Source organism: Mesorhizobium sp. M1295 (assembly GCF_040318135.1).
Classification (GTDB): domain Bacteria; phylum Pseudomonadota; class Alphaproteobacteria; order Rhizobiales; family Rhizobiaceae; genus Mesorhizobium.
Genome location: NZ_JAMYLU010000001.1, coordinates 549455 through 568315 on the forward strand (window position 1 = coordinate 549455; position 18861 = coordinate 568315).

An 18861-nucleotide genomic window follows, 5' to 3' on the forward strand; every position below is an offset into this window, starting at 1 on the left:
TTGAAGCCCAATGCGGTGGCAATTTCAAGGCTTAAGAGTCCGGTCGGCTTCTGCTAGAGGGCTCTTTGTCCGGCGCGTCGCGCCAATGCCCCGAGCCGCCCGATATCCCGATGGCGCGCTTCAGCTCAAATTCCAGGAGACTTGCGCCCATGGCGTCGCCGATCATCGATTTTCTGCTGACCCGAAATTCCGCGCCGATCCCGGATTTGAAAGAGCCGGCACCGGGCGATGCGGAGATCGCGATCATGATCGCCGCCGCCTCGCGGGTGCCGGATCATGGCCGGCTGGAGCCCTGGCGTTTCATCCTCTATCGCGGCGAGGCTCGCGTCGAGATCGGCAAGGAGTTGGCAGCACTTGCCGAACAGCGCGAAGGGCCGTTGCCGGAAGGCCGCCGCAACCAGGAATTGGCACGCTTTTCGCGGGCGCCTCTGGTCATCGGCGTGATCTCGATCCCCAGGGAAAATCCAAAGATCCCGCAATGGGAGATGTTCTTGTCCGGCGGCATGGCTGCGATGAACCTGCTGCTTGCCGCCAATGCGCTGGGCTACGGTACCAACATGATCAGCAACTGGTATTCCGACGTGCCAGAGGGCAGGGCGATCCTCGGTCTGGCGCCGCATGAGCGGGTCGTCGGTTTTGTCCATATCGGCTCCTATCAGGGGCCAGCGCCGGAGCGGCCACGGCCCGATCCGGCAAAGCTCTACGCCGACTATTCGGGGCCGTGGGTGGGATAATTTTCGACCCGGAACCAGACCCTAAGCGTCAAGCCCCGCTGCCCTGGCTCGCGCCAGGAGCCGCTCGGCGAGCTTGAGATGCGGCCGGTCGTACATCTTGCCGTCGATGCCGACGACGCCGGGGTTTCCCGCCGCCTTGAATGCCTCGACGATCGCCAGCGAATTTTTCACCGCTTGCGCCGAAGGCGTGAAGGCGGCGTTGATGACCGGCACCTGCGCCGGATGGATCGCCATCTTGCCGGTGAAGCCGTCGCTCTCGGCCTCGGCGCATTCGGCCTCGAAGCCGGCCATGTCGCGAAAATCCGGAAAGACGGTGTCGATCGCCGCGACTTCCGCGGCATTCGCCGCAAGCAGGGTCATGGTGCGGGCGAAGCGGAATACATCCGTGTAGCGGCCATTCGCGTCGCGCGTCGAGCGCGCGCCGATTGCCGCCGACAGATCTTCCGCGCCCCAGGTGACGCCGACAAGCCGCGCGCTTGCCTTGGCGTAGGTCACGGCGGCCAGAACGCCGGCGGCCGTTTCTGTGATGATCGGCAGGATTTTTATCGCGCCATCCGGCAGGCCGCTTTCAGCTTCGTGCACCCTGAGCTTGGCCGAGAGATGCTGGACATCCAGTCCGCTGTTCGACTTAGGCAGCATGATGCCGTCGGGCTTCACTGGCACGAGCGCCGCCAGATCGTCGTCGGTCAGTCCGGTCGAAAGATCGTTGACGCGCACATAGATCGCGGAGCTGGTTCGGTGCCTGTGCTCGGAGATGAAATGCGCCGCTGTGTCGCGCGCCAGACCTTTGTTCTGCGCGGCAATCGAATCCTCGAGATCGACGATGACCACGTCGGCGCCCGCGCCAAAGCCCTTCTCCAGCTTCTTTTCCGAATCGCCGGGAACGAAGAGCAGGGAACGCATCGGCTATGCCTTTTTCATCATCATGGCTTGCCTCGTGCATCTGGCAACCAGCACGTCGTTCTGGTTATAAGCGCGGTGCTCGAACTCGACGATACCGCGGTCCTGTTTCGACCTGGAATCGCGCACCGAAACCACCGTGGTCTCGACGCGAATCGTGTCGCCATGGAAGACGGGGTGCGGAAACACCGTCTCCTTCATGCCGAGATTAGCGATGGTGGTGCCGACGGTGATGTCGTTGACCGAGATGCCGATCATCAGGCCAAGCGTGAACAGCGAATTGACCAGGGGCTTGCCCCATTCGCTCTTGGCGGCGAAGTCGAAATCGATGTGCAGCGGTTGCGGGTTCAGCGTCATCACCGAAAACAGCATGTTGTCGCTTTCGGTCACGGTCTTGCGCAGCGTGTGCTTGAACACATGGCCGACAACGAACTCCTCAAGGTAAAGGCCGGCCATGGTCTGTCTCCTCCACTGCTTAAGGGTTGATAGGCGTTGCATACCGGGCTCGCAAGCCAGTTAACGAACATGGTGAACCGTTCGTAAACCATTTGTGCCTACGGTCCCGACAGGCGCCAGAAGCGTTCTGGCAAAGGGGCGTAAGCAGGCGACATGGTCGTTTCGCATTTCCTGAAATGGATCCACACGGCAAAGGTGTCGGAGCGTGCTGCGGCGGCAAGCGCGCTGGCTCGCGCCTATGTCGATTCGGACCTGCCTTTCGAGGACCGCTGCGCTGCCGAGGCGGCGCTGACGTTGCTGCTCGATGACGCATCGTCAAAGGTGCGGCTGGCGATCGCCGACGCGCTTTCCATGAGCCATCATGCGCCGCCGCAGATCGTCAGCGCGCTGGCTTCGGACCAGCCCGAGGTGGCCGCTTTGGTACTGGCGCGCTCGCCGCTGCTTACCGATTCCGACCTGATTGATCGGGTTGCCGGCGGCCAGAAAGCGACGCAGAAGGTGATCGCCGACCGGCCGCGCGTCTCGATGTCGGTTGCGGCAGCGATCGCCGAGGTCGGTGAGCCGGAAGCCTGCACCACGCTGCTCGCCAATAGCGGCGCCGACATCGCATCCGTCAGCTTTCGCCGCATGGCCGAGCGTCACGGCCATCTGCCTCTGGTGCGCGAGGCGCTGATCGCCGACATCCGGCTGCCCGCCGACTGCCGGCATATGCTGCTGGTCAAGCTAGGGGAGATGCTCAAGGGGTCGCCATTGGTGCTGGCGCTGATGGGCGCCGCCAGGGCCGAGCGCATCACGCGCGATGCTTGCGTCAAGGCTTCGGTGACACTGATCGAAGGCACGCGGGCGGAGGAACATACCGCACTTGTCGAACATCTGCGCCTGCGCGGCGACCTGACTGCAAGCTTCGTCATCCGCACCATCGCGCACGGCAAGGTCGACTTCTTTGGTTCGGCGCTGGTCGCGCTCAGCCAGCAGCCCGAGCAACGGGTGAGGGCACTGCTGGCCAGCGGGCATGACATAGCGTTGCAGGCACTGTTCCGCAGCGCCGGGCTTGCCGCTGCCACCCACGCCATCATCCTGCGCGCGCTGAAGGTCTGGCGTGAGGTCGCCAATGGCAAACGCCTCGCCGGCGTCCAGGAAGTCAGTTGGCTGATGCTGAAGGAATTGGGCGGACAGTCCGCCGAAGGCGATCTCGCCGGGCTGGTCAGATCGATCCATCTCGACGCGCTGCGCGAGAACGCACGCGGGCACGCGCTGGCGATCGCGGCTGCCTAAAGCAATTCCAGGAAAAGTGTGAAACGGTTTTCCGACTTGCGTCAGAATAAAAAACTGAGCGGTTCGGCGTTTCCGTGAAAACGGAACCGTTCCAGGCCTCATCCTTCGCGAAAAATCCGGAAAAGTCTTGCGCACAGTGACAGCCGCCGTCCGCGGCTCGCCTAGCAGAAGACGCTCAGATATCCAGCACTTCCGTCTCGGCGAATTCCGCGCGTTCCTGGATGAAGCGGAAGCGGGCCTCGGGCTTGGTGCCCATAAGTGCGTCGACCGCATCCTTGGTCGCCGCCTCGGCGTCGATGACGTCCACCCTGAGCAGCGTGCGCTTCTTCGGGTCCATGGTGGTTTCCTTGAGCTGGGCGGCCATCATTTCGCCCAGCCCCTTGAAGCGGCCGATTTCGACCTTGCCGCGCCCGGTGAATTCGGTGCGCAGGAGTTCGTCCTTGTGCGCATCGTTGCGGGCATAGGCGACCTTGCCGCCTTGCCGGATCGAATAAAGCGGCGGCACCGCCAGATAGAGATGGCCGCCGCGGACCAGGCTTGGCATCTCCTGGTAGAAAAAGGTGATCAGCAGCGAGGCGATATGGGCGCCGTCGACGTCGGCATCGGTCATGATAATGACCCGGTCGTAACGCAGGTCCTCGTCGCGGTATCTCGAGCGCGTGCCGCAGCCCAAGGCCTGGATCAGGTCGGATATCTGCTGGTTGCCGGCCAGCTTGTCGTTACCGGCGCTGGCGACGTTGAGGATCTTGCCGCGGAGCGGCAGCACCGCCTGACTGGCGCGGTCGCGCGCCTGCTTTGCCGAACCGCCGGCCGAATCGCCCTCGACGATGAAGAGCTCGGCGCCGGCCGCTGCATTCTGCGTGCAATCGGCGAGCTTGCCGGGCAGGCGCAGCTTGCGCACGGCGCTCTTGCGCGACACTTCCTTTTCCTGGCGGCGGCGCACCCGCTCGTCGGCACGCGCGATCACCCATTCGAGCAGTTTCGAAGCTTCCTGCGGATTGTCGGCCAGCCAATGGTCGAACGGGTCGCGGATGGCGCTTTCGACGATGCGGATCGCCTCGATCGTCGCCAGCCTGTCCTTGGTCTGGCCGACGAATTCCGGTTCGCGGATGAACACCGACAGCATGCCCGCCGCCGAGATCATCACATCCTCGGATGTGACGATCGAAGCGCGCTTGTTGCCGACCAGATCGGCATAAGCGCGCAAGCCGCGCGTCAGAACGTTGCGGAAGCCGGCCTCGTGCGTGCCGCCTTCAGCTGTCGGAATGGTGTTGCAATAGGAATTTATAAAACCGTCGCCGCCGAACCAGGTCACCGCCCATTCGAGCGAGCCGTGACCGCCCTGCTTCTCACTCTTGCCGGCGAACATTTCACGGGTCACCTGGAATTCGTCGCCGAGCGAGGCTTTCAGATAGTCCTTGAGGCCGCCCGGAAAATGGAATTCTGCCTTGGCCGGCGTCGTGTCCTTTTCCTTGATCAGCGAGGGATCGCAGGTCCAGCGGATTTCGACACCGCCGAACAGATAGGCTTTTGACCGCGCCATGCGGTAGAGCCGCGCCGGCTCGAACGCAGCACCCTTGCCGAAAATCTGCTCGTCTGGATGGAAGCGGATCTTCGTGCCGCGCCGGTTGTGCACCTCGCCGAGCTGCTCCAGGCCGGTCACCGGAACGCCTCGCGAGAAGCGCTGGCGATAGAGCTTGCGCCCAATCGCAACCTCGACCTCGAGATGGTCGGACAGCGCGTTGACCACGGAAACGCCGACACCGTGCAGGCCTCCCGAGGTCTCGTAGACCTTGCTGTCGAACTTGCCGCCTGAATGCAGCGTGGTCATGATGAGTTCGAGCGCCGGCTTCTTGAACTTCGGGTGCGGATCGACCGGAATGCCGCGGCCGTTGTCGGTTACAGACAGGTATCCGTCGGCGGAAAGCTCGACATCGATGAAGGTAGCATGGCCGGCGACCGCCTCGTCCATCGAATTGTCGATGACCTCGGCGAACAGATGGTGCATCGCCTTGTCGTCGGTGCCGCCAATGTACATGCCCGGGCGGCGGCGCACCGGCTCCAGCCCCTCCAGCACCTCGATATCGGCGGCACTATAGCTCTCGCTGGCATCGCGGGGCGCCGGCCGCTTCGCCGCCTGCACCAGCGGGTCGGCCGGGCGCGCGGCGCGAGCCGGTTGCGGCTGCTTGCCCAAATTGCCGAAAAGATCGTTATTGTCTTCCATGCCGGTCCTGGATTCCGATGCTGCGAATCACCACCCGATACTGCCACGCTTTTTGCGGGCAGGCGACGGAGGTTCCTGTTACGTTCGAGGATAGAGCCTCTTACTGCAAAACCATTCGACAACCAAGCGGCGGAAATGGGGTCGAAGCTTGGAGCATCGACGCTTTGTAAACCTTGTCCGAAGGTTACGCCGAAAGGTTGGCTGAAAAACGATATCCGCGGACTGTCGCTGACCTAGAATGCAGCGAAACCCTCAAGAGGCTGTCGCTTAAGCATGTTGGATTACAGTTCGCTCCTGCTCGCAGCGGCGCTGTCGGGCACGTGCCTCAGCATCACCATGTTTGCGATCTGGTTCACCGCGCCACAGGCACGCTTTGTGCTGACGGTGGCGTGCGGCATTCTCGTGCTCGTCGCACATGTGGTCTTGTTTTGGCATTACACAAGAGATCCAAGCCCCTGGCTTTGCCAGATCGTGCTTGCTCTTCTCAGCCTCGGCTTCCTGATTATCTGCCTGTCGGCCATGCAATATCTCAGCATGCGCGACTATAGGCGCGCCATCTTGCCAACCTTGGCTGCGATGGCTGTTTGCGCGGGCGCGACGTATCTCGGGTTTGATGGTGTCGGCTTCATTGTCACCTATGCGACGGTAACGGCGCTACTCTCGCTTATCGGGGCGATGTTCTGGATTGAGGGTGGTCATGATCGCCGGATATTGCTGGTCGTATCGTTCCTGAGCGGCGTCTGTGCGCTGTCGTTCGGACTTTGCGGCGCGGTCCTGCTGGTCAAGGGCCAGTGGGTGCTCGGCGTAGCACCGGACAATTGGGCCGAGCGGGTGAATTCCGTCGTAGCCGTCGCCTGCATGACCGGGCTTGGCGCATTAACGCTCTCCCTGCACCATTTGCAGGCGCAGATCGAATTGAAGGCCGAGACGATGACCGATCCATTGACCGGGCTGATGAACCGGCGGGCGTTAACGGCACTCTACGGCGAGCGGGTCTTCGGTCCGTTCATGTCCGTCACCATGTTCGACCTCGACCATTTCAAAAGGACGAACGACGTATTCGGTCATCCGGTCGGCGACCAGGTCCTGCGCCGCTTTGCCGCCGTCATCAGGAAATACGCCAGAACCGGCGTCGACGCCTTCCGGCTGGGCGGCGAGGAATTCGTGCTCGTCATGTCGCGGATGACGGAAGAAAAAGCCTATGACATTGCGAGCAAGATCAGCGTCGCCTTCGGTACGGAAGTCGTGGCCACCCAGCTTGGTCCGTTGCGAAGCACAGTCAGCGGCGGCATCGGCTTTGGTGGGACGAGCGGCACCGGTCTCGATGATGTGCTGGCCGAAGCCGACGCCGCGCTCTATGCGGCAAAGCGCGCCGGGCGAAATCGCGTCATCGCCCGGGACAGGGCGAGCAAGGCCGACGGGCCGGCCTTGCGTTCTGCCTGATTGAGGCTTCTATCTTCTTGTTAGACCATGATCTTGTCCGAAAACCGGATTCCACTCTTCGGGATCATGGTCTACTCCGCCGCACCCAGATATTCCGACAGCGGCGGGCAGGAGCAGACCAGGTTGCGGTCGCCAGCGACGTTGTCGATGCGTGACACCGGTGGCCAGTATTTTGCCGCCGTATCGGCATCGCCGGCGGGGTAGGCCGCTTCCAGGCGCGAATAGGGATGGGTCCACTGGCCGGCCAACGCCTCGGCGGCGGTATGTGGCGCATTGACCAGAGGATTGTCGGCCAAGGGCCATTCGCCCTTCGCCACCTTGGCTGCCTCGCCGGCTATGGCGATCATGGCTTCGCAGAAACGATCCAGCTCGCGCTTGGGCTCGGATTCGGTCGGCTCGACCATCAGCGTGCCGGCCACCGGGAACGACATGGTCGGCGCGTGGAAGCCATAGTCGATCAGCCGCTTGGCGATATCGTCGACGCTGATGCCGGCGCTGTCCTTGAGCACGCGGGTGTCGAGGATGCATTCATGCGCAACGCGTCCGTTGCGCCCCTTGTAAAGCAGGGGGAAATGCTCGCCAAGCCGCGTCGCCACGTAGTTGGCGGAGATGATCGCCGTCTCGGTCGCCTGCTTCAGGCCGGAAGCGCCCATCATGCGGATATACATCCAGGTGATCGGCAGGATCGAGGCGCTGCCGAACGGTGCCGCCGCCACGGCATGGGCCGAGCCTTCGGTGACGTGGCCGGGCAGATATGGCTTCAGATGCGCCTTGACGCCGATCGGGCCGACGCCGGGGCCGCCGCCGCCATGTGGAATGCAGAAGGTCTTGTGCAGGTTCATGTGGCACACATCGGCACCGATATCGCCGGGACGGGCGAGGCCGACCAGAGCGTTGAGATTGGCGCCGTCGAAATAGACCTGGCCGCCATGGCTGTGGACGAGCGCACAGAGGTCGCGCGCGCCTTCCTCGAAAACACCATGCGTCGAAGGATAGGTGAACATCAGCGCCGCGAGGTCTTTTGCATGCTCGGCCGCCTTGGCCTGCAAGTCTTCCATGTCGATATTGCCGTCCTCGGTGCAGCGCACGACGACGACACTCATGCCGGCCATGGCCGCACTTGCCGGATTGGTGCCATGCGCCGAGGACGGGATCAGGCAGACGGTGCGATGGCCTTCGCCACGCGACAAATGATAGCCGCGAATGGCGAGCAGCCCGGCATATTCGCCCTGGCTGCCGGCATTGGGCTGCAGGGTCACCGCGTCGAAGCCGGTGATCTCCGCCAGCCAGCCTTCCAACTCGTCGATCATGGCGCGATAGCCTACCGAATGGCTCGCCGGGGCAAAGGGATGCAGGTTGGCGACATCGGGCCAGCTTACCGGCATCATTTCGGCGGCGGCGTTGAGCTTCATGGTGCAGGAGCCGAGCGGGATCATGGCGCGGTCGAGCGCCAGGTCCTTGTCGGACAGCCGGCGCAAGAAGCGCATCATGTCGGTTTCCGAGTGGTTTTCGCGGAAGACGGGCTGGGTGAGGAACTCCTTGCCGCGCGGTTTTCCTGGCATGGAACTGCCGGCGGCAACGCCGGCCTTGGCGCCGAAAAGTGCTGCGATCGCCTCCAGATCGGCCTCGGTGGAGGTCTCGTCAAAGCTGATGCCGACATGGTCGGCGTCGATGACACGCAGCAGCCGGCCGGTCTTCTCGGCGGCGGCGGCAAGTGCGGCGGCTCTGCCCTTCACTTCCACGGTCACCGTGTCGAAGCGGCTTCCGCCGAGCACCGAAACGCCTGCTGCCTTGAGGCCGGCAGCCAGGCGGTTGGCCACCGTGTGGACGCGGCCGGCAATCGCCTGCAGCCCGGCAGGGCCATGCCAGATCGCATAGGCCGTCGCCATGTTGGCGAGCAGCGCCTGTGCGGTGCAGATGTTGGAGGTCGCCTTGTCGCGGCGGATATGCTGCTCGCGTGTCTGCAAGGCCAGGCGATATCCGGGACGGCCCTTGCTGTCCGTCGACTGGCCAACGAGCCGGCCGGGCATCAGCCGCGTCAGCCTGTCGGACACGGCGCAATAGGCGGCGTGCGGCCCGCCAAAGCCCATCGGCACGCCAAAACGCTGCATCGGGCCGACGGCGATGTCGGCGCCAAGCCTGGCTGGCGCGTCGGTCAGCGTCAGGCCCAACGGATCGGCAATGAAGACCACCAGCGCGCCGGCAGCGCGGGCCTTGTCGATCGCTGCCTTGTGATTGCCATAGACGCCGAATGTATCGGGCCAGGAGACCAGCAGGGCGGCGGTGTTGTCGTCGATCACCTCGCCGTCGACCTCGATGCCGAGCGGTTCGGCGCGGGTGCGAACGACGTCCAGCGTCTGCGGGTGCGGCGTGCCGGCCAGTGCCACCTTGGTGCGCTTGTCGCGATGATGGCGCAGCGCAATGCCGACCGCTTCGGCCACCGCCGTCGCCTCGTCGAGCAGCGAGGCCGACGCCACCGGCAAGCCGGTCAGCTCGGTGACCAGCGTCTGGAAGTTGAACAGCATTTCCAGCCGGCCCTGGCTGATCTCGGCTTGGTAAGGCGTGTAAGCCGTATACCAGGCCGGGTTCTCGAATAGGTTGCGCTGGATCACCGGCGGCACGTGGACGCCATGATAGCCGGTACCGATGAAGCTCTTCAGCACCGTGTTCTTTGCCATCGTCGCCGCGAGCTCGGTCAGCGCTTCCGCTTCGCTTGCAGCGGCGGGCAAGGCCAATGGACGGTCGAGCCGGATCGACTTCGGCACTGCCTGGCTGATCAGCGTCTCGACCGAGGGAACGCCGATCGTGGCCAGCATGGCTCTGACGTCTTGGAGGCCCGGGCCGATATGGCGAGCCGAGAAGGGGTAGGGTGCTGCGGTCATCTTGCTGGTCCTGCTATCAACCAATATGGGCTTTGTAAGCGGCTTCATCGAGGAGGCCGTCGAGCTGGCTCTCATTGGCCAGCTTCATCTTCCACAGCCAGCCGTCGCCGGTTGCCGCCGAATTGACGAGCGAAGGATCGGCCGACAGCGCGGTGTTGGCTTCGGTGATCTCGCCGTCGACCGGTGCGTAGACGTCCGATGCCGCCTTGACCGATTCGACCACCACGGCCGTATCGCCCTTGGCCAGCTTTTTCCCTGGCTCAGGCAGTTCGACGAAGACGAGGTCACCGAGCTGCTGCTGCGCGTAATCGGTGATGCCGACGGTGGCGATGCCGCCCTCGACGCGAAGCCATTCGTGATCTTCGGTGAAATAGGTCTTTGCCATTGAAATCATCCTTTGCGGTAGCGATGGGGCGTGAAGGGCAAGGGGTGGATGTCGACCGGGATTTTCGTCCCGCGGACATCGGCGAACAGTCTTGTGCCGGGCTTGGCAAGCGGCGTCCGGACGTAGCCCATTGCCACCGGATGACCGGCCGAGGGGCCGAAGCCGCCTGAGGTGACATGGCCGGCAGGGTTGCCGTCGGCGTCGAAAAGGGCAGCACCGGCGCGCACCGGCTGGCGGCCGTCCGGCTTCAGGCCGACGCGTTTTTGCGCCGGGCCGCGCTCCAGGATGGCGCGCAATGCATCGGCGCCGATGAACGCGCCAGAGGCGCGAACCTCCTTGGGGATGGCCCACATCAGCCCGGCGCTGGCCGGATCGATCTCCGGCGTGACGTCCAGCCCGTGCAGGCACAGTCCTGCTTCGAGCCGCAGGCTGTCGCGGGCGGCAAGGCCGATCCACATCACTCGCTCGTCCTCGAGCAACCTGGTGACGAGGGTTCGCGCGTCCGCTTCCGGCAGGCCGATCTCGAAACCGTCTTCGCCGGTATAGCCCGACCGGCTCATGAACCAGTTTTCGCGCGGCTCGATGCCGTGCATGAACACCAGCGAACCGGTCTCGATGCCGGCGCGGGAAAGGGCAGCCCATGCCTCGGGGCCCTGGATGGCCAGGAAGACGCGGTCGAGCGCGTCCACCTTCACGTCGAAATCCTCGGCAAGTTCACGCAGATGCTTTTCGTCGGCGGCGGCGTTGCCGGCATTGGCGACCATCATGAAGCGCTCGACGCCGAGCCTGGTGACGATCAGATCGTCGAGTATTCCGGCGGCCTCATTGAGGAAGAACGTGTATTTGGACTGGGAAACCTGAAGCGCGCCGGCATCGAACGGGCAGGCGCGGTTCAGAAGCGCTGCTGCGCCCGGGCCGCTGATTTCGAACAGCTTCATGTGCGAGATGTCGAACAGGCCGGCATGCTCGCGGCTGTGAAGATGCTCCTTCATCACGCCGGCCGGATAGGTCAGCGGCATCGACCAGCCGGCGAAGGCGCCGAAGCGCGCACCGGCTGCCATGTGCAGATCTTCGAGGGGAAGGTGTTTGGTGTCGTCGCCCGTCATGTCATCTCCAGAGTCGCACGCAAGCGGTCGCGAATGGCGACCAGTCCGTGCCCCTCTGTCTGAAGCCTGAGAGACTCGCGCCCCGTAACTCTGTCGGCAGCGCTTACACCTTCGGCGCGGGGGCAAGCCCCGACTTTCCAGAGTGTCTTTCCCGTCTACGGTTCTTTTGCCTGAGAGATTTCGGGCGATTTCCCCTTCGGCGGCAGCTCTCGCTGCTCTCTCCCGCAAACAGGTAGGACTCGGTTAAGAGCCCTCGACTCGTCATCCATAGCCCGTGGACGACACCTTGTCACCTGCCAGCGACATTTTTACTGGCAGTCTTCTGCGGGCCTTCTTTACAGGCAAGCCTTCGCTAACCACGCCGCTTGCCGGTTTCTCAAGACCTTGCTGATATGCCGGATAAGGGCCGGCAATTGCCGGCGGCGGGCGGGGAACAAAATGGGCGAATTGATCATGAGCGCGCCAGTGGCCGGGCTGACCTCGAAAAATCGGATCACGGCGGAAGACGTGGTCATGCTGCGCGGCGAAGTGTTCGGCGACGGCGTGGTAACGCGCGGCGAGGCCGAGGCGCTGTTTGCGCTCGACGCGACGGCGAGGGACAAATGCGCGGAATGGCTCGAGTTTTTCGTCGAGGCCGTCACCGACTTCATCGTCCACCAGGAACAGCCGGCCGGCTATGTTTCCCAGGACAATGCCGACTGGCTGATCCGGGCGATTTCGCGCGACGGCATGGTTGACAGCCGAACCGAACTCGAGCTGCTAGTGCACGTGCTGGAAGTTGCCAAATCATCGCCGAGCACGCTTTCCGGCTATGCGCTGGAGCAGGTCGCTCATGCGGTCGTGGATGGCAAGGGGCCGCTGACGACCGGCGGCAGGCTTATCCCTGGGTCGATAGCCAAGGCTGAGGTCGAGCTGTTGCGCCGCATCCTTTACGCCTATGGCGGCGATGGCAACATCGCCATCAGCCGCGCCGAGGCCGAGGTGCTGTTCAAGATCAACGAGCGGACAGTGGCGGGCGACAATGATCCGTCGTGGAACGATCTGTTCGTCAAGGCGATCGCCAATTTCGTCATGTGTTCGGCCGGCTACGAAGCGCCGGTGCGCGATGTGGCGCTGCGCCGGGATGCTTTTTTCGAGCAGGCCGATCCGGAGATCGGCGGTTTCTTCAGCCGCATGGTGTCGGGTGGCCTGTCCGGCATTATGGAGGCCTATCGTTCACCGGGCGACGTCGAGGCCGAATGGGAATCGAGGAACAACGCAGCCGAGGCTCTGGCCCGCCGCGCCGAGACGGTCGATGCCGGCGAGGCGAAATGGCTAGCTGAACACATCGGCGACCGGCCGCTGCAGGAGAACGAGCGTGCGTTGCTGACGCTGATCAAGCACGCCTCGCCGGAAATCCACCCGGCGCTCAAGCCGCTGATCGACAAGGTCGCATAACAGGTCGCCAACCTATTGCTTGGCAGGTTCCGGCTTGGCGCCGGTGTCGAACCGCGACATCCATTTGAAGCTGCCGAACCAGTAGCGGCGCACGCCGCCTATGGTGCCGTCAGCGGTACGCGCGCCGATCCAGTTGTTGACGTATTGGATGAGGCGGACATCGTCCGGCCGCATGGCAAACGCCTCCGGCGTCCGCAACAGCGGACCGCCCACCATTTTCAATTTCGCGTCATAGAGCCTGGCGGCCATTTGCGGCGTTGGCGATGTGGCGACCATCGCCTGTGCGTCGCCGCCGATGATCGCGGCGAAAACATCTGAGGTATTGTTGAAAGACAGGATGGTCGCCTTGGGAAAAGCTTCCTTCGCGGCGGCTTCATCGGTGGAATTGGACAACACGGCGATCTTGTATCCCGGCGCCGCTACTGCCTTTCCCGGCCTTTTCCCAAGGCTGGCGATCGTCGCAACCATGCGGATATCGGCGGTACCGGTCTGGTTGGAGAACACCACCTCGCGTGCGCGTTCCGGCGTGCTGGCGTAGCCCGCCGCGATCAAGTCGAAATCACCCTTGAGCAGTCGTGTCTTGAGGTCGTTCCAGGGCACCTCGACCAGCTTCAGGTCGACGCCGAGATCAGACGCCAGCGCACTGGTAAGGTCGACATCATAGCCGGCGAACTTCCCGTCGGCCTTCTTGAGGATCCATGGCGGGTTGAGCGCCACGCCGACCGTCAGTGTCTTCTGGTCGATGATGCGTTTGAGGCTGTCGTCCGCCCGGGCTGGCAGCAGCGACAAAGCCAACCAGGCAGAAAGGGCAAGTATAGTTGGGCCGATCATCAAAGCTTGTTACCCCTGACGACAATCCTGACCTGAATCCGGCACTGCGCAGCGACGGCGACGACAGCGACGACGACAGTTAGCTGAGGCTTAGGTCAGGTTTCGGTCAGATGCCGCCGTACCAGTCGTAGCCATTGTCCTCCCAATAGCCGCCTCTGCCGCCGCCGAGATTGGCAAAGCCGTCGACCAGCTCGATCTTGGTGAGATATTTCGGCATTTTGTAGCCGAGCTGGCGCTCGACGCGGACGCGTAGCGGCGCGCCGTTCTCGACCGGCAACGGCTTGCCGTTGACCCCATAGGCAAGGATCGTTTGCGGATGACGGGCATCGATCAGGTCGATCGAGCCGTAATATTTGATATCGCCGGCAAGGCTGCGGTCGATCGTATCGAGGCAGTGGAACATGACGTAGCGCGCCTGCGGCTTGACCACCGCCTGGTCGAGCACCAGCGACAGTGGCGTGCCGGTCCATTTGGCAATGCAGCTCCAGCCCTCGACGCAGTCGTGGCGGGTGATCTGGGTGCGGCTCGGCATGTTCATCAGCTGCTCGCGGCTCAGCGACAGCGGTTTTTCGACGAGGCCGGAAACCTCCAGCCGCCAGTCGGCGAAATCGTTGGCGAGCAGGCCCTTGTAGAAATCGTCGTCGGGCGCGGTGACGCCGTTCGGCCGCTGCGGCTGGCGAATGTCGGCCTCGGTGAACTCCGGCGCCAGCGCGTCACGGCCGGCAAGCAGCCGCTGCGCCCGCCAGGTCAGCCCATTGGCGCTTTCGAGGAAGCTGCGCAGGCCGTCGCCGACGCCAAGCTGGCTGTCGAAGGCGTCGCAGCCCGAAAGCATGATGCCGGAAAGGCCGAGGCTGGCCGAGGTCAGGAACTTTCTTCGGCTTATCTGTAGCTTGGGGCTGATCTCGAATTTCGCCATGTCAGGCGCTCCTCTCGGGTGCTTTGTCGCCATTCGCCGGCGGGTCGGTTCGATACCAGCCGGTGATAATCGAACGCAGCTCGTTGATCGGGCCGGCGGCCAGGATCATCAGGATGTGGATGACGAAGAAGGCGACGAGCAGCAGCATCACCGTGAAGTGAATGGTGCGCGCCGTCTGCCGGCCGCCGAGCAGGTCGTTCAGGAATGGCAGCACCGAGTTCATGCTCGGCGACATGGCCAGGCCGGTGATGATCATCAGCGGCAGCAGCACGAACAGCACGCCGCCATAGGCCATCTTCTGCAAGGTGTTGTATTCGCGCCTGTGGTGGAACCTGAACCTGGCATGGTCGACAATGTCTCGCGGCAGCCGCCTGAAATCATCGAGGCGCGGGGCAAGATCGCGCCGCAAATGGCCGTTGATCAGACTGGCGACCAGCCAGACCAGCAGCGTGGTGGTCAGCACCCAGGCGAAGAAGAAATGAACGACGCGCGCGGTGCCGAGATCGTAGTAGGAAGGGATCGTCGCCCAGGACGGGAAGGCGCGGGAGGTCTCCTGGCCGGCCGGACCCGACCAGCCGAGCACGCCGGTGGTGTCGAAGCGCTTGCCGAAGATCTCGGTGTAGCCGCGCGGGCCGGTCACCGTGTTCTCGGCGCCGATGGCGAAGATGGTGTTGTTATAGCCAAAGCCCGACTCCTTGCCGATGTAGAGCTGTGGGCGGGCGTTAAATATTTGCAGACCGGAAAGCAGCATGAAGAACAGCGCGATCGCCCATAGCCAATGCGTCAGCCGCGTCCAGCGCGACTGCCGATAGATCAGCGTCGCATCGCTCGGCGCGGCGGTATCTGCTCCGGCGGCTTGGTTTCTGGCAAGCGACTCCATCTGGTGTTCCCTCCGGCCGCGTGTTCGCCGCGGCCTGTCAGATCTCTTCTCCTCCCAATACGTCGTCAGCTTAAGCGATGTTTCACCCGATCACGGATTTATTACGGACTGCCGAGGCTGACCGCGAGGTTGACTGCGGCTGCCACAATGACCGTGTTGAAGAAGAACGACAGGATCGAATGCACAAGCACGACACGGCGCATTTGCGAGGTCGTGATGTTGGTGTCGGCGGTTTGCGCCGTCATGCCGATCACCGTGGCGAAGTAGAGGAAATCCGAGCCTTCCGGCCGTTTGCCGCCCGGGAAGTCGAGGCCGCCGACCGGGATTTTCTTTTTGGTGTCGCCATCCATCGCATCGCCGTCCAACCAATAGAGATGCGCGTAGTGAAGTGCCGCCATCGCGTGGATGGTCAACCAGCCAAGCGGGATAGACAATAACGCCACCGTAAGCTCGACGGGATCCGCGCTCTTCTCCCTGTTGATCAATTGAAACAACGAGATGATGGCAATTGCGACCACAACCAGCGTGACCGCGAAGATGGCCAGCACCGGCAGGTCCGTGTCGCCTGCATTCTTGCGCAGATAGCTGCCAGTAAGCCGCGGCATGTGAGCGACGACAAGACAGAGATAGGCGGCAAAGAACACATTGGCGCCGATCGAATAGGCAAGCGGCGCACGCCAGATCAGCGCTGCGGCGAAGGCTGCCACGCCGATGCAGGCCGACAGCGCGAACGGCGTGTGGCGTTGCATGGGCATCCTGGTGGGGGTACCGGTCGTCATGGTTTCAGTCCGCTGAGGCGGATTTCAGCGCCCGCCGCAAGATGCGGTCAAGCTCGCCGAGAAACCGCGAGCGATCCTGCGGCGCGAAGCTCGAATTGTAGCCCTTGCTTTCGCCGGTCTCGCGCAGGTGCTGCTTGAGGTCGCGCATCGCCACCGCCATGCCGATCGTCTCAGGCGTAAACGGGCGTCCCGTCGGGCCGAGTACATGGGCGCCAAGCGCCACCGCGCGGGCAGCAAGCGGGATGTCGGCGGTCACTACGATGTCGTTGGGCCGGGCATTTTCGACAATCCAGTCGTCGGCGGCGTCCGCACCCTTGGAGACGACGACATTGCGGATCATCGGATCGCGCGATGGACGCAAGCCGCCATTGGAGACGAAGGTGACGACGATGCCGTGCCGCTCGGCGACCTTTTCGACCTCGGCCTTCACTGGGCAGGCATCGGCATCGACGAGAATAGCGGGTGCGGGCATCGTTGTTCCAAATGTGAAAGAGCCGGGCGACGTCGCCCGGCTCGATCGATGATAGTCGAGCGGCTACTAGGCCGGCAACGCGCCGGATCTCTTTGCCGTCCAGGTGGCGATATAGTCCATCAAGCCAGGATTGAGGCAGTCATAAGGCTCGAGCCCGATCGACTTCAGCTGTGACCTTATACCCTCCATGCGGCTCGGATCGACACCGGATTCGATGATCGACGAGACAAAGGCGGTGAAGCCTGGAGGCGACCAGCCATCCTCCTGGAAGCGCTCCGGATGGATGAAGGAGAGCCCCTTGAACGCGTGATCGCGCTCGACCGGGCCATGCATGTGGACGCCGCAACCCGTACAGGCATGGCGCAGGATCAGCGCGCCCGGATCGACCACCTTCAGCTTGTCGCCGTTTTCGGTCACCGTCACGTCGCCCGTACCGGCAACCGCCACGACCGAGAACAATGCGCCTTCCGGCTTCCAGCATTTGGTGCAGCCGCAGGCATGGTTATGGGCGATCTGGCCTTTGACCTTCACCTTGACCGGGTTGCTGGTGCAGGCGCAGACCAGCGTGCCGCCGGCAAAGTCGGCCTTTTCCCGGGGCAGTCCATTGTCGATCTTAGGATGCAGTTTTTCCGGCATTTTTGTTTCCTCCCTTGGTTCTATGCTGGTTCCGTTTCGATTACCGCTTCATTCTCCATACGGTGTTCTTGCTTGACGCGCTCAACCACCTTGAGCGCCTTGCTCAGATATGTATCACGCACCAGAAACGATATTTCTTCTCTGCCACGGTCGATATCATCGAGGTCGATGCGAATGCGGTTGTTATTCCTAAGCGCTACCCAAAGATGTTCGCCGAATTGCCAGCTCTGCATACTGAGCGACTCACTGAAATTCGGATATCGGATCCGAACCCGGATCAGTACCTCCTTCAATAGACTACCACGCTCCTGATCGACTTGCCTTCATGCATAAGGTCAAAGCCCCTGTTGATGTCCTCGAGCTTCAGCGTGTGGGTGATCATAGGATCGATCTCGATCTTGCCGTCCATGTACCAGTCGACGATCTTCGGCACGTCGGTGCGGCCGCGCGCGCCGCCGAAGGCGGTGCCCATCCAGGTGCGGCCGGTAACCAGTTGGAACGGCCGCGTCGAGATCTCCTGGCCGGCGCCGGCAACGCCGATGATGACCGACTTGCCCCAGCCACGGTGGGACGATTCAAGCGCCTGCCGCATGACTTTCGTATTGCCGGTGCAGTCGAACGTGTAGTCGGCGCCGCCGATCTGGTCGGCGCCGCGCTTGGTCATGTTAACGAGATGAGCCGCGATATCGCCGTCGACCTCCTTCGGATTGACGAAATGCGTCATGCCGAATTTCTCGCCCCAGGCCTTCTTGTCGTTGTTCAGGTCGACGCCGATGATCATGTCGGCGCCGGCAAGGCGCAGGCCCTGGATGACGTTGAGGCCAATGCCGCCGAGGCCGAAGACGACAGCGGTCGCGCCTTGCTCGACCTTGGCCGTGTTGATGACAGCGCCGATGCCGGTGGTGACGCCGCAGCCGATGTAGCAGATCTTGTCGAAGGGGGCGTCGGCATTGACCTTGGCCACCGCGATCTCCGGCAGCACGGTGAAATTGGAGAAAGTCGAGCAGCCCATATAGTGGAACAGCTTGTCCTTGCCGATCGAGAAGCGCGAGGTGCCATCAGGCATCAAGCCCTGTCCCTGCGTGGCGCGGATCGCGGTGCACAGATTGGTTTTGCGCGACAGGCAGGAGGGGCACTGCCGACATTCCGGCGTATAGAGCGGGATGACATGGTCGCCCTTCTTGACCGAGGTGACGCCCTTGCCGACGTCGACGACGATGCCGGCGCCCTCATGGCCGAGGATCGCCGGAAACAGGCCTTCCGGGTCGGCGCCCGACAGCGTGAACTCGTCGGTGTGGCAGATGCCGGTTGCCTTGATCTCGACCAGCACCTCGCCATCACTGGGACCGTCGAGGTCGACCTCCATGATCTCCAGCGGTTTTCCGGCGGCGACGGCGACAGCGGCGCGCGTTTTCATCAGGCAATCCTCCCATGGCAGTCTGCAATCCAGGTTAGATTTAACTTACCACTCAGCTCTGCGCTATGCACGAAGCGACGTTCTGATC

The 18861-nt window shown here is 63.0% G+C and carries 18 protein-coding genes and 1 riboswitch; of the genes, 4 read left to right on the top strand and 14 right to left on the bottom strand.

The window, feature by feature from the left end; translation table 11 throughout:
* The first annotated feature begins 149 nt into the window (after positions 1-149).
* Positions 150-734 carry a nitroreductase family protein gene (locus NKH29_RS02615; protein ID WP_352790507.1) on the top strand — a complete coding sequence of 195 codons (585 nt, stop codon included), beginning with the start codon at positions 150-152 and terminating at the stop codon, positions 732-734.
* A 21-nt stretch (positions 735-755) separates the two neighbouring features.
* Here NKH29_RS02615 and NKH29_RS02620 read toward each other — a convergent pair whose 3' ends face one another.
* Positions 756-1637 carry an HpcH/HpaI aldolase/citrate lyase family protein gene (locus NKH29_RS02620; RefSeq protein ID WP_352790505.1) on the bottom strand — a complete coding sequence of 294 codons (882 nt, stop codon included), beginning with the start codon at positions 1635-1637 and terminating at the stop codon, positions 756-758.
* A gap of 3 nt (positions 1638-1640) precedes the next feature.
* The gene (locus NKH29_RS02625; protein ID WP_352482171.1) at positions 1641-2090 is read right to left on the bottom strand and encodes a MaoC family dehydratase; all 450 of its coding nucleotides are present in this window, start codon (positions 2088-2090) and stop codon (positions 1641-1643) included.
* 153 nt (positions 2091-2243) lie between these two features.
* On the opposite strand from NKH29_RS02625, the gene NKH29_RS02630 reads away from it, so the two are divergent.
* Positions 2244-3365 carry a DUF2336 domain-containing protein gene (locus tag NKH29_RS02630; protein WP_352998945.1) on the top strand — a complete coding sequence of 374 codons (1122 nt, stop codon included), beginning with the start codon at positions 2244-2246 and terminating at the stop codon, positions 3363-3365.
* Between the two features lie 175 nt (positions 3366-3540).
* Here the strand turns inward: NKH29_RS02630 and parE are convergent, their stop codons facing one another.
* Positions 3541-5589, bottom strand: coding sequence for a DNA topoisomerase IV subunit B (parE, locus tag NKH29_RS02635; protein WP_352998947.1), 2049 nt, complete (start codon positions 5587-5589; stop codon positions 3541-3543).
* 273 nt (positions 5590-5862) lie between these two features.
* Here parE and NKH29_RS02640 point away from each other — a divergent pair, with 273 nt between their 5' ends.
* On the top strand, positions 5863-7032 hold the full coding sequence (locus NKH29_RS02640) for a GGDEF domain-containing protein (RefSeq protein ID WP_352482174.1): 1170 nt from the start codon (positions 5863-5865) through the stop codon (positions 7030-7032).
* Between the two features lie 71 nt (positions 7033-7103).
* Here the strand turns inward: NKH29_RS02640 and gcvP are convergent, their stop codons facing one another.
* From gcvP to gcvT, 3 genes are read right to left on the bottom strand one after another with little or no spacing between them, the layout of a single operon-like run.
* A complete protein-coding gene (gene gcvP, locus NKH29_RS02645; RefSeq protein ID WP_352998949.1) occupies positions 7104-9914 on the bottom strand; it encodes an aminomethyl-transferring glycine dehydrogenase in 2811 nt (936 codons plus the stop codon).
* A gap of 16 nt (positions 9915-9930) precedes the next feature.
* Positions 9931-10299, bottom strand: a complete 369-nt coding sequence (gcvH, locus tag NKH29_RS02650) for a glycine cleavage system protein GcvH (RefSeq protein WP_352482176.1) — start codon at positions 10297-10299, stop codon at positions 9931-9933.
* 5 nt (positions 10300-10304) lie between these two features.
* Positions 10305-11405 carry a glycine cleavage system aminomethyltransferase GcvT gene (gene gcvT, locus NKH29_RS02655; RefSeq protein WP_023720130.1) on the bottom strand — a complete coding sequence of 367 codons (1101 nt, stop codon included), beginning with the start codon at positions 11403-11405 and terminating at the stop codon, positions 10305-10307.
* Positions 11406-11553: 148 nt separating this feature from the next.
* Positions 11554-11640, bottom strand: a riboswitch (glycine riboswitch).
* A gap of 203 nt (positions 11641-11843) precedes the next feature.
* Between gcvT and NKH29_RS02660 the strand changes: the two genes are divergently transcribed.
* Entirely contained in the window at positions 11844-12842 is a 999-nt protein-coding gene (locus tag NKH29_RS02660) for a hypothetical protein (RefSeq protein ID WP_352547341.1), read from the top strand.
* A gap of 12 nt (positions 12843-12854) precedes the next feature.
* On the opposite strand, the gene NKH29_RS02665 is transcribed toward NKH29_RS02660, so the two are convergent.
* The 8 genes from NKH29_RS02665 to NKH29_RS02700 all read right to left on the bottom strand — a co-directional run bounded on the left by NKH29_RS02665 (position 12855) and on the right by NKH29_RS02700 (position 18773).
* A complete protein-coding gene (locus NKH29_RS02665; protein WP_352998951.1) occupies positions 12855-13673 on the bottom strand; it encodes a transporter substrate-binding domain-containing protein in 819 nt (272 codons plus the stop codon).
* A gap of 106 nt (positions 13674-13779) precedes the next feature.
* Entirely contained in the window at positions 13780-14589 is an 810-nt protein-coding gene (locus NKH29_RS02670) for a molybdopterin-binding protein (RefSeq protein ID WP_352482180.1), read from the bottom strand.
* 1 nt (position 14590) lies between these two features.
* Positions 14591-15469: a cytochrome b/b6 domain-containing protein gene (locus tag NKH29_RS02675; protein ID WP_352814563.1), complete on the bottom strand. Its 879-nt coding sequence runs from the start codon at positions 15467-15469 to the stop codon at positions 14591-14593.
* Positions 15470-15570: 101 nt separating this feature from the next.
* A complete protein-coding gene (locus NKH29_RS02680) occupies positions 15571-16248 on the bottom strand; it encodes a DUF1345 domain-containing protein (protein WP_352482182.1) in 678 nt (225 codons plus the stop codon).
* A gap of 4 nt (positions 16249-16252) precedes the next feature.
* Entirely contained in the window at positions 16253-16720 is a 468-nt protein-coding gene (locus tag NKH29_RS02685) for a YaiI/YqxD family protein (RefSeq protein WP_352482183.1), read from the bottom strand.
* A 66-nt stretch (positions 16721-16786) separates the two neighbouring features.
* Complete coding sequence (gene gfa / locus NKH29_RS02690; RefSeq protein ID WP_352792021.1) at positions 16787-17356, bottom strand: S-(hydroxymethyl)glutathione synthase; 570 nt, start codon at positions 17354-17356, stop codon at positions 16787-16789.
* Positions 17357-17376: 20 nt separating this feature from the next.
* Complete coding sequence (locus NKH29_RS02695) at positions 17377-17649, bottom strand: hypothetical protein (RefSeq protein WP_352792020.1); 273 nt, start codon at positions 17647-17649, stop codon at positions 17377-17379.
* Positions 17646-18773, bottom strand: a complete 1128-nt coding sequence (locus NKH29_RS02700) for an S-(hydroxymethyl)glutathione dehydrogenase/class III alcohol dehydrogenase (RefSeq protein ID WP_352961583.1) — start codon at positions 18771-18773, stop codon at positions 17646-17648. Before NKH29_RS02700 ends, NKH29_RS02695 begins: the two co-directional genes overlap by 4 nt.
* Between the last annotated feature and the right edge of the window lie 88 nt (positions 18774-18861).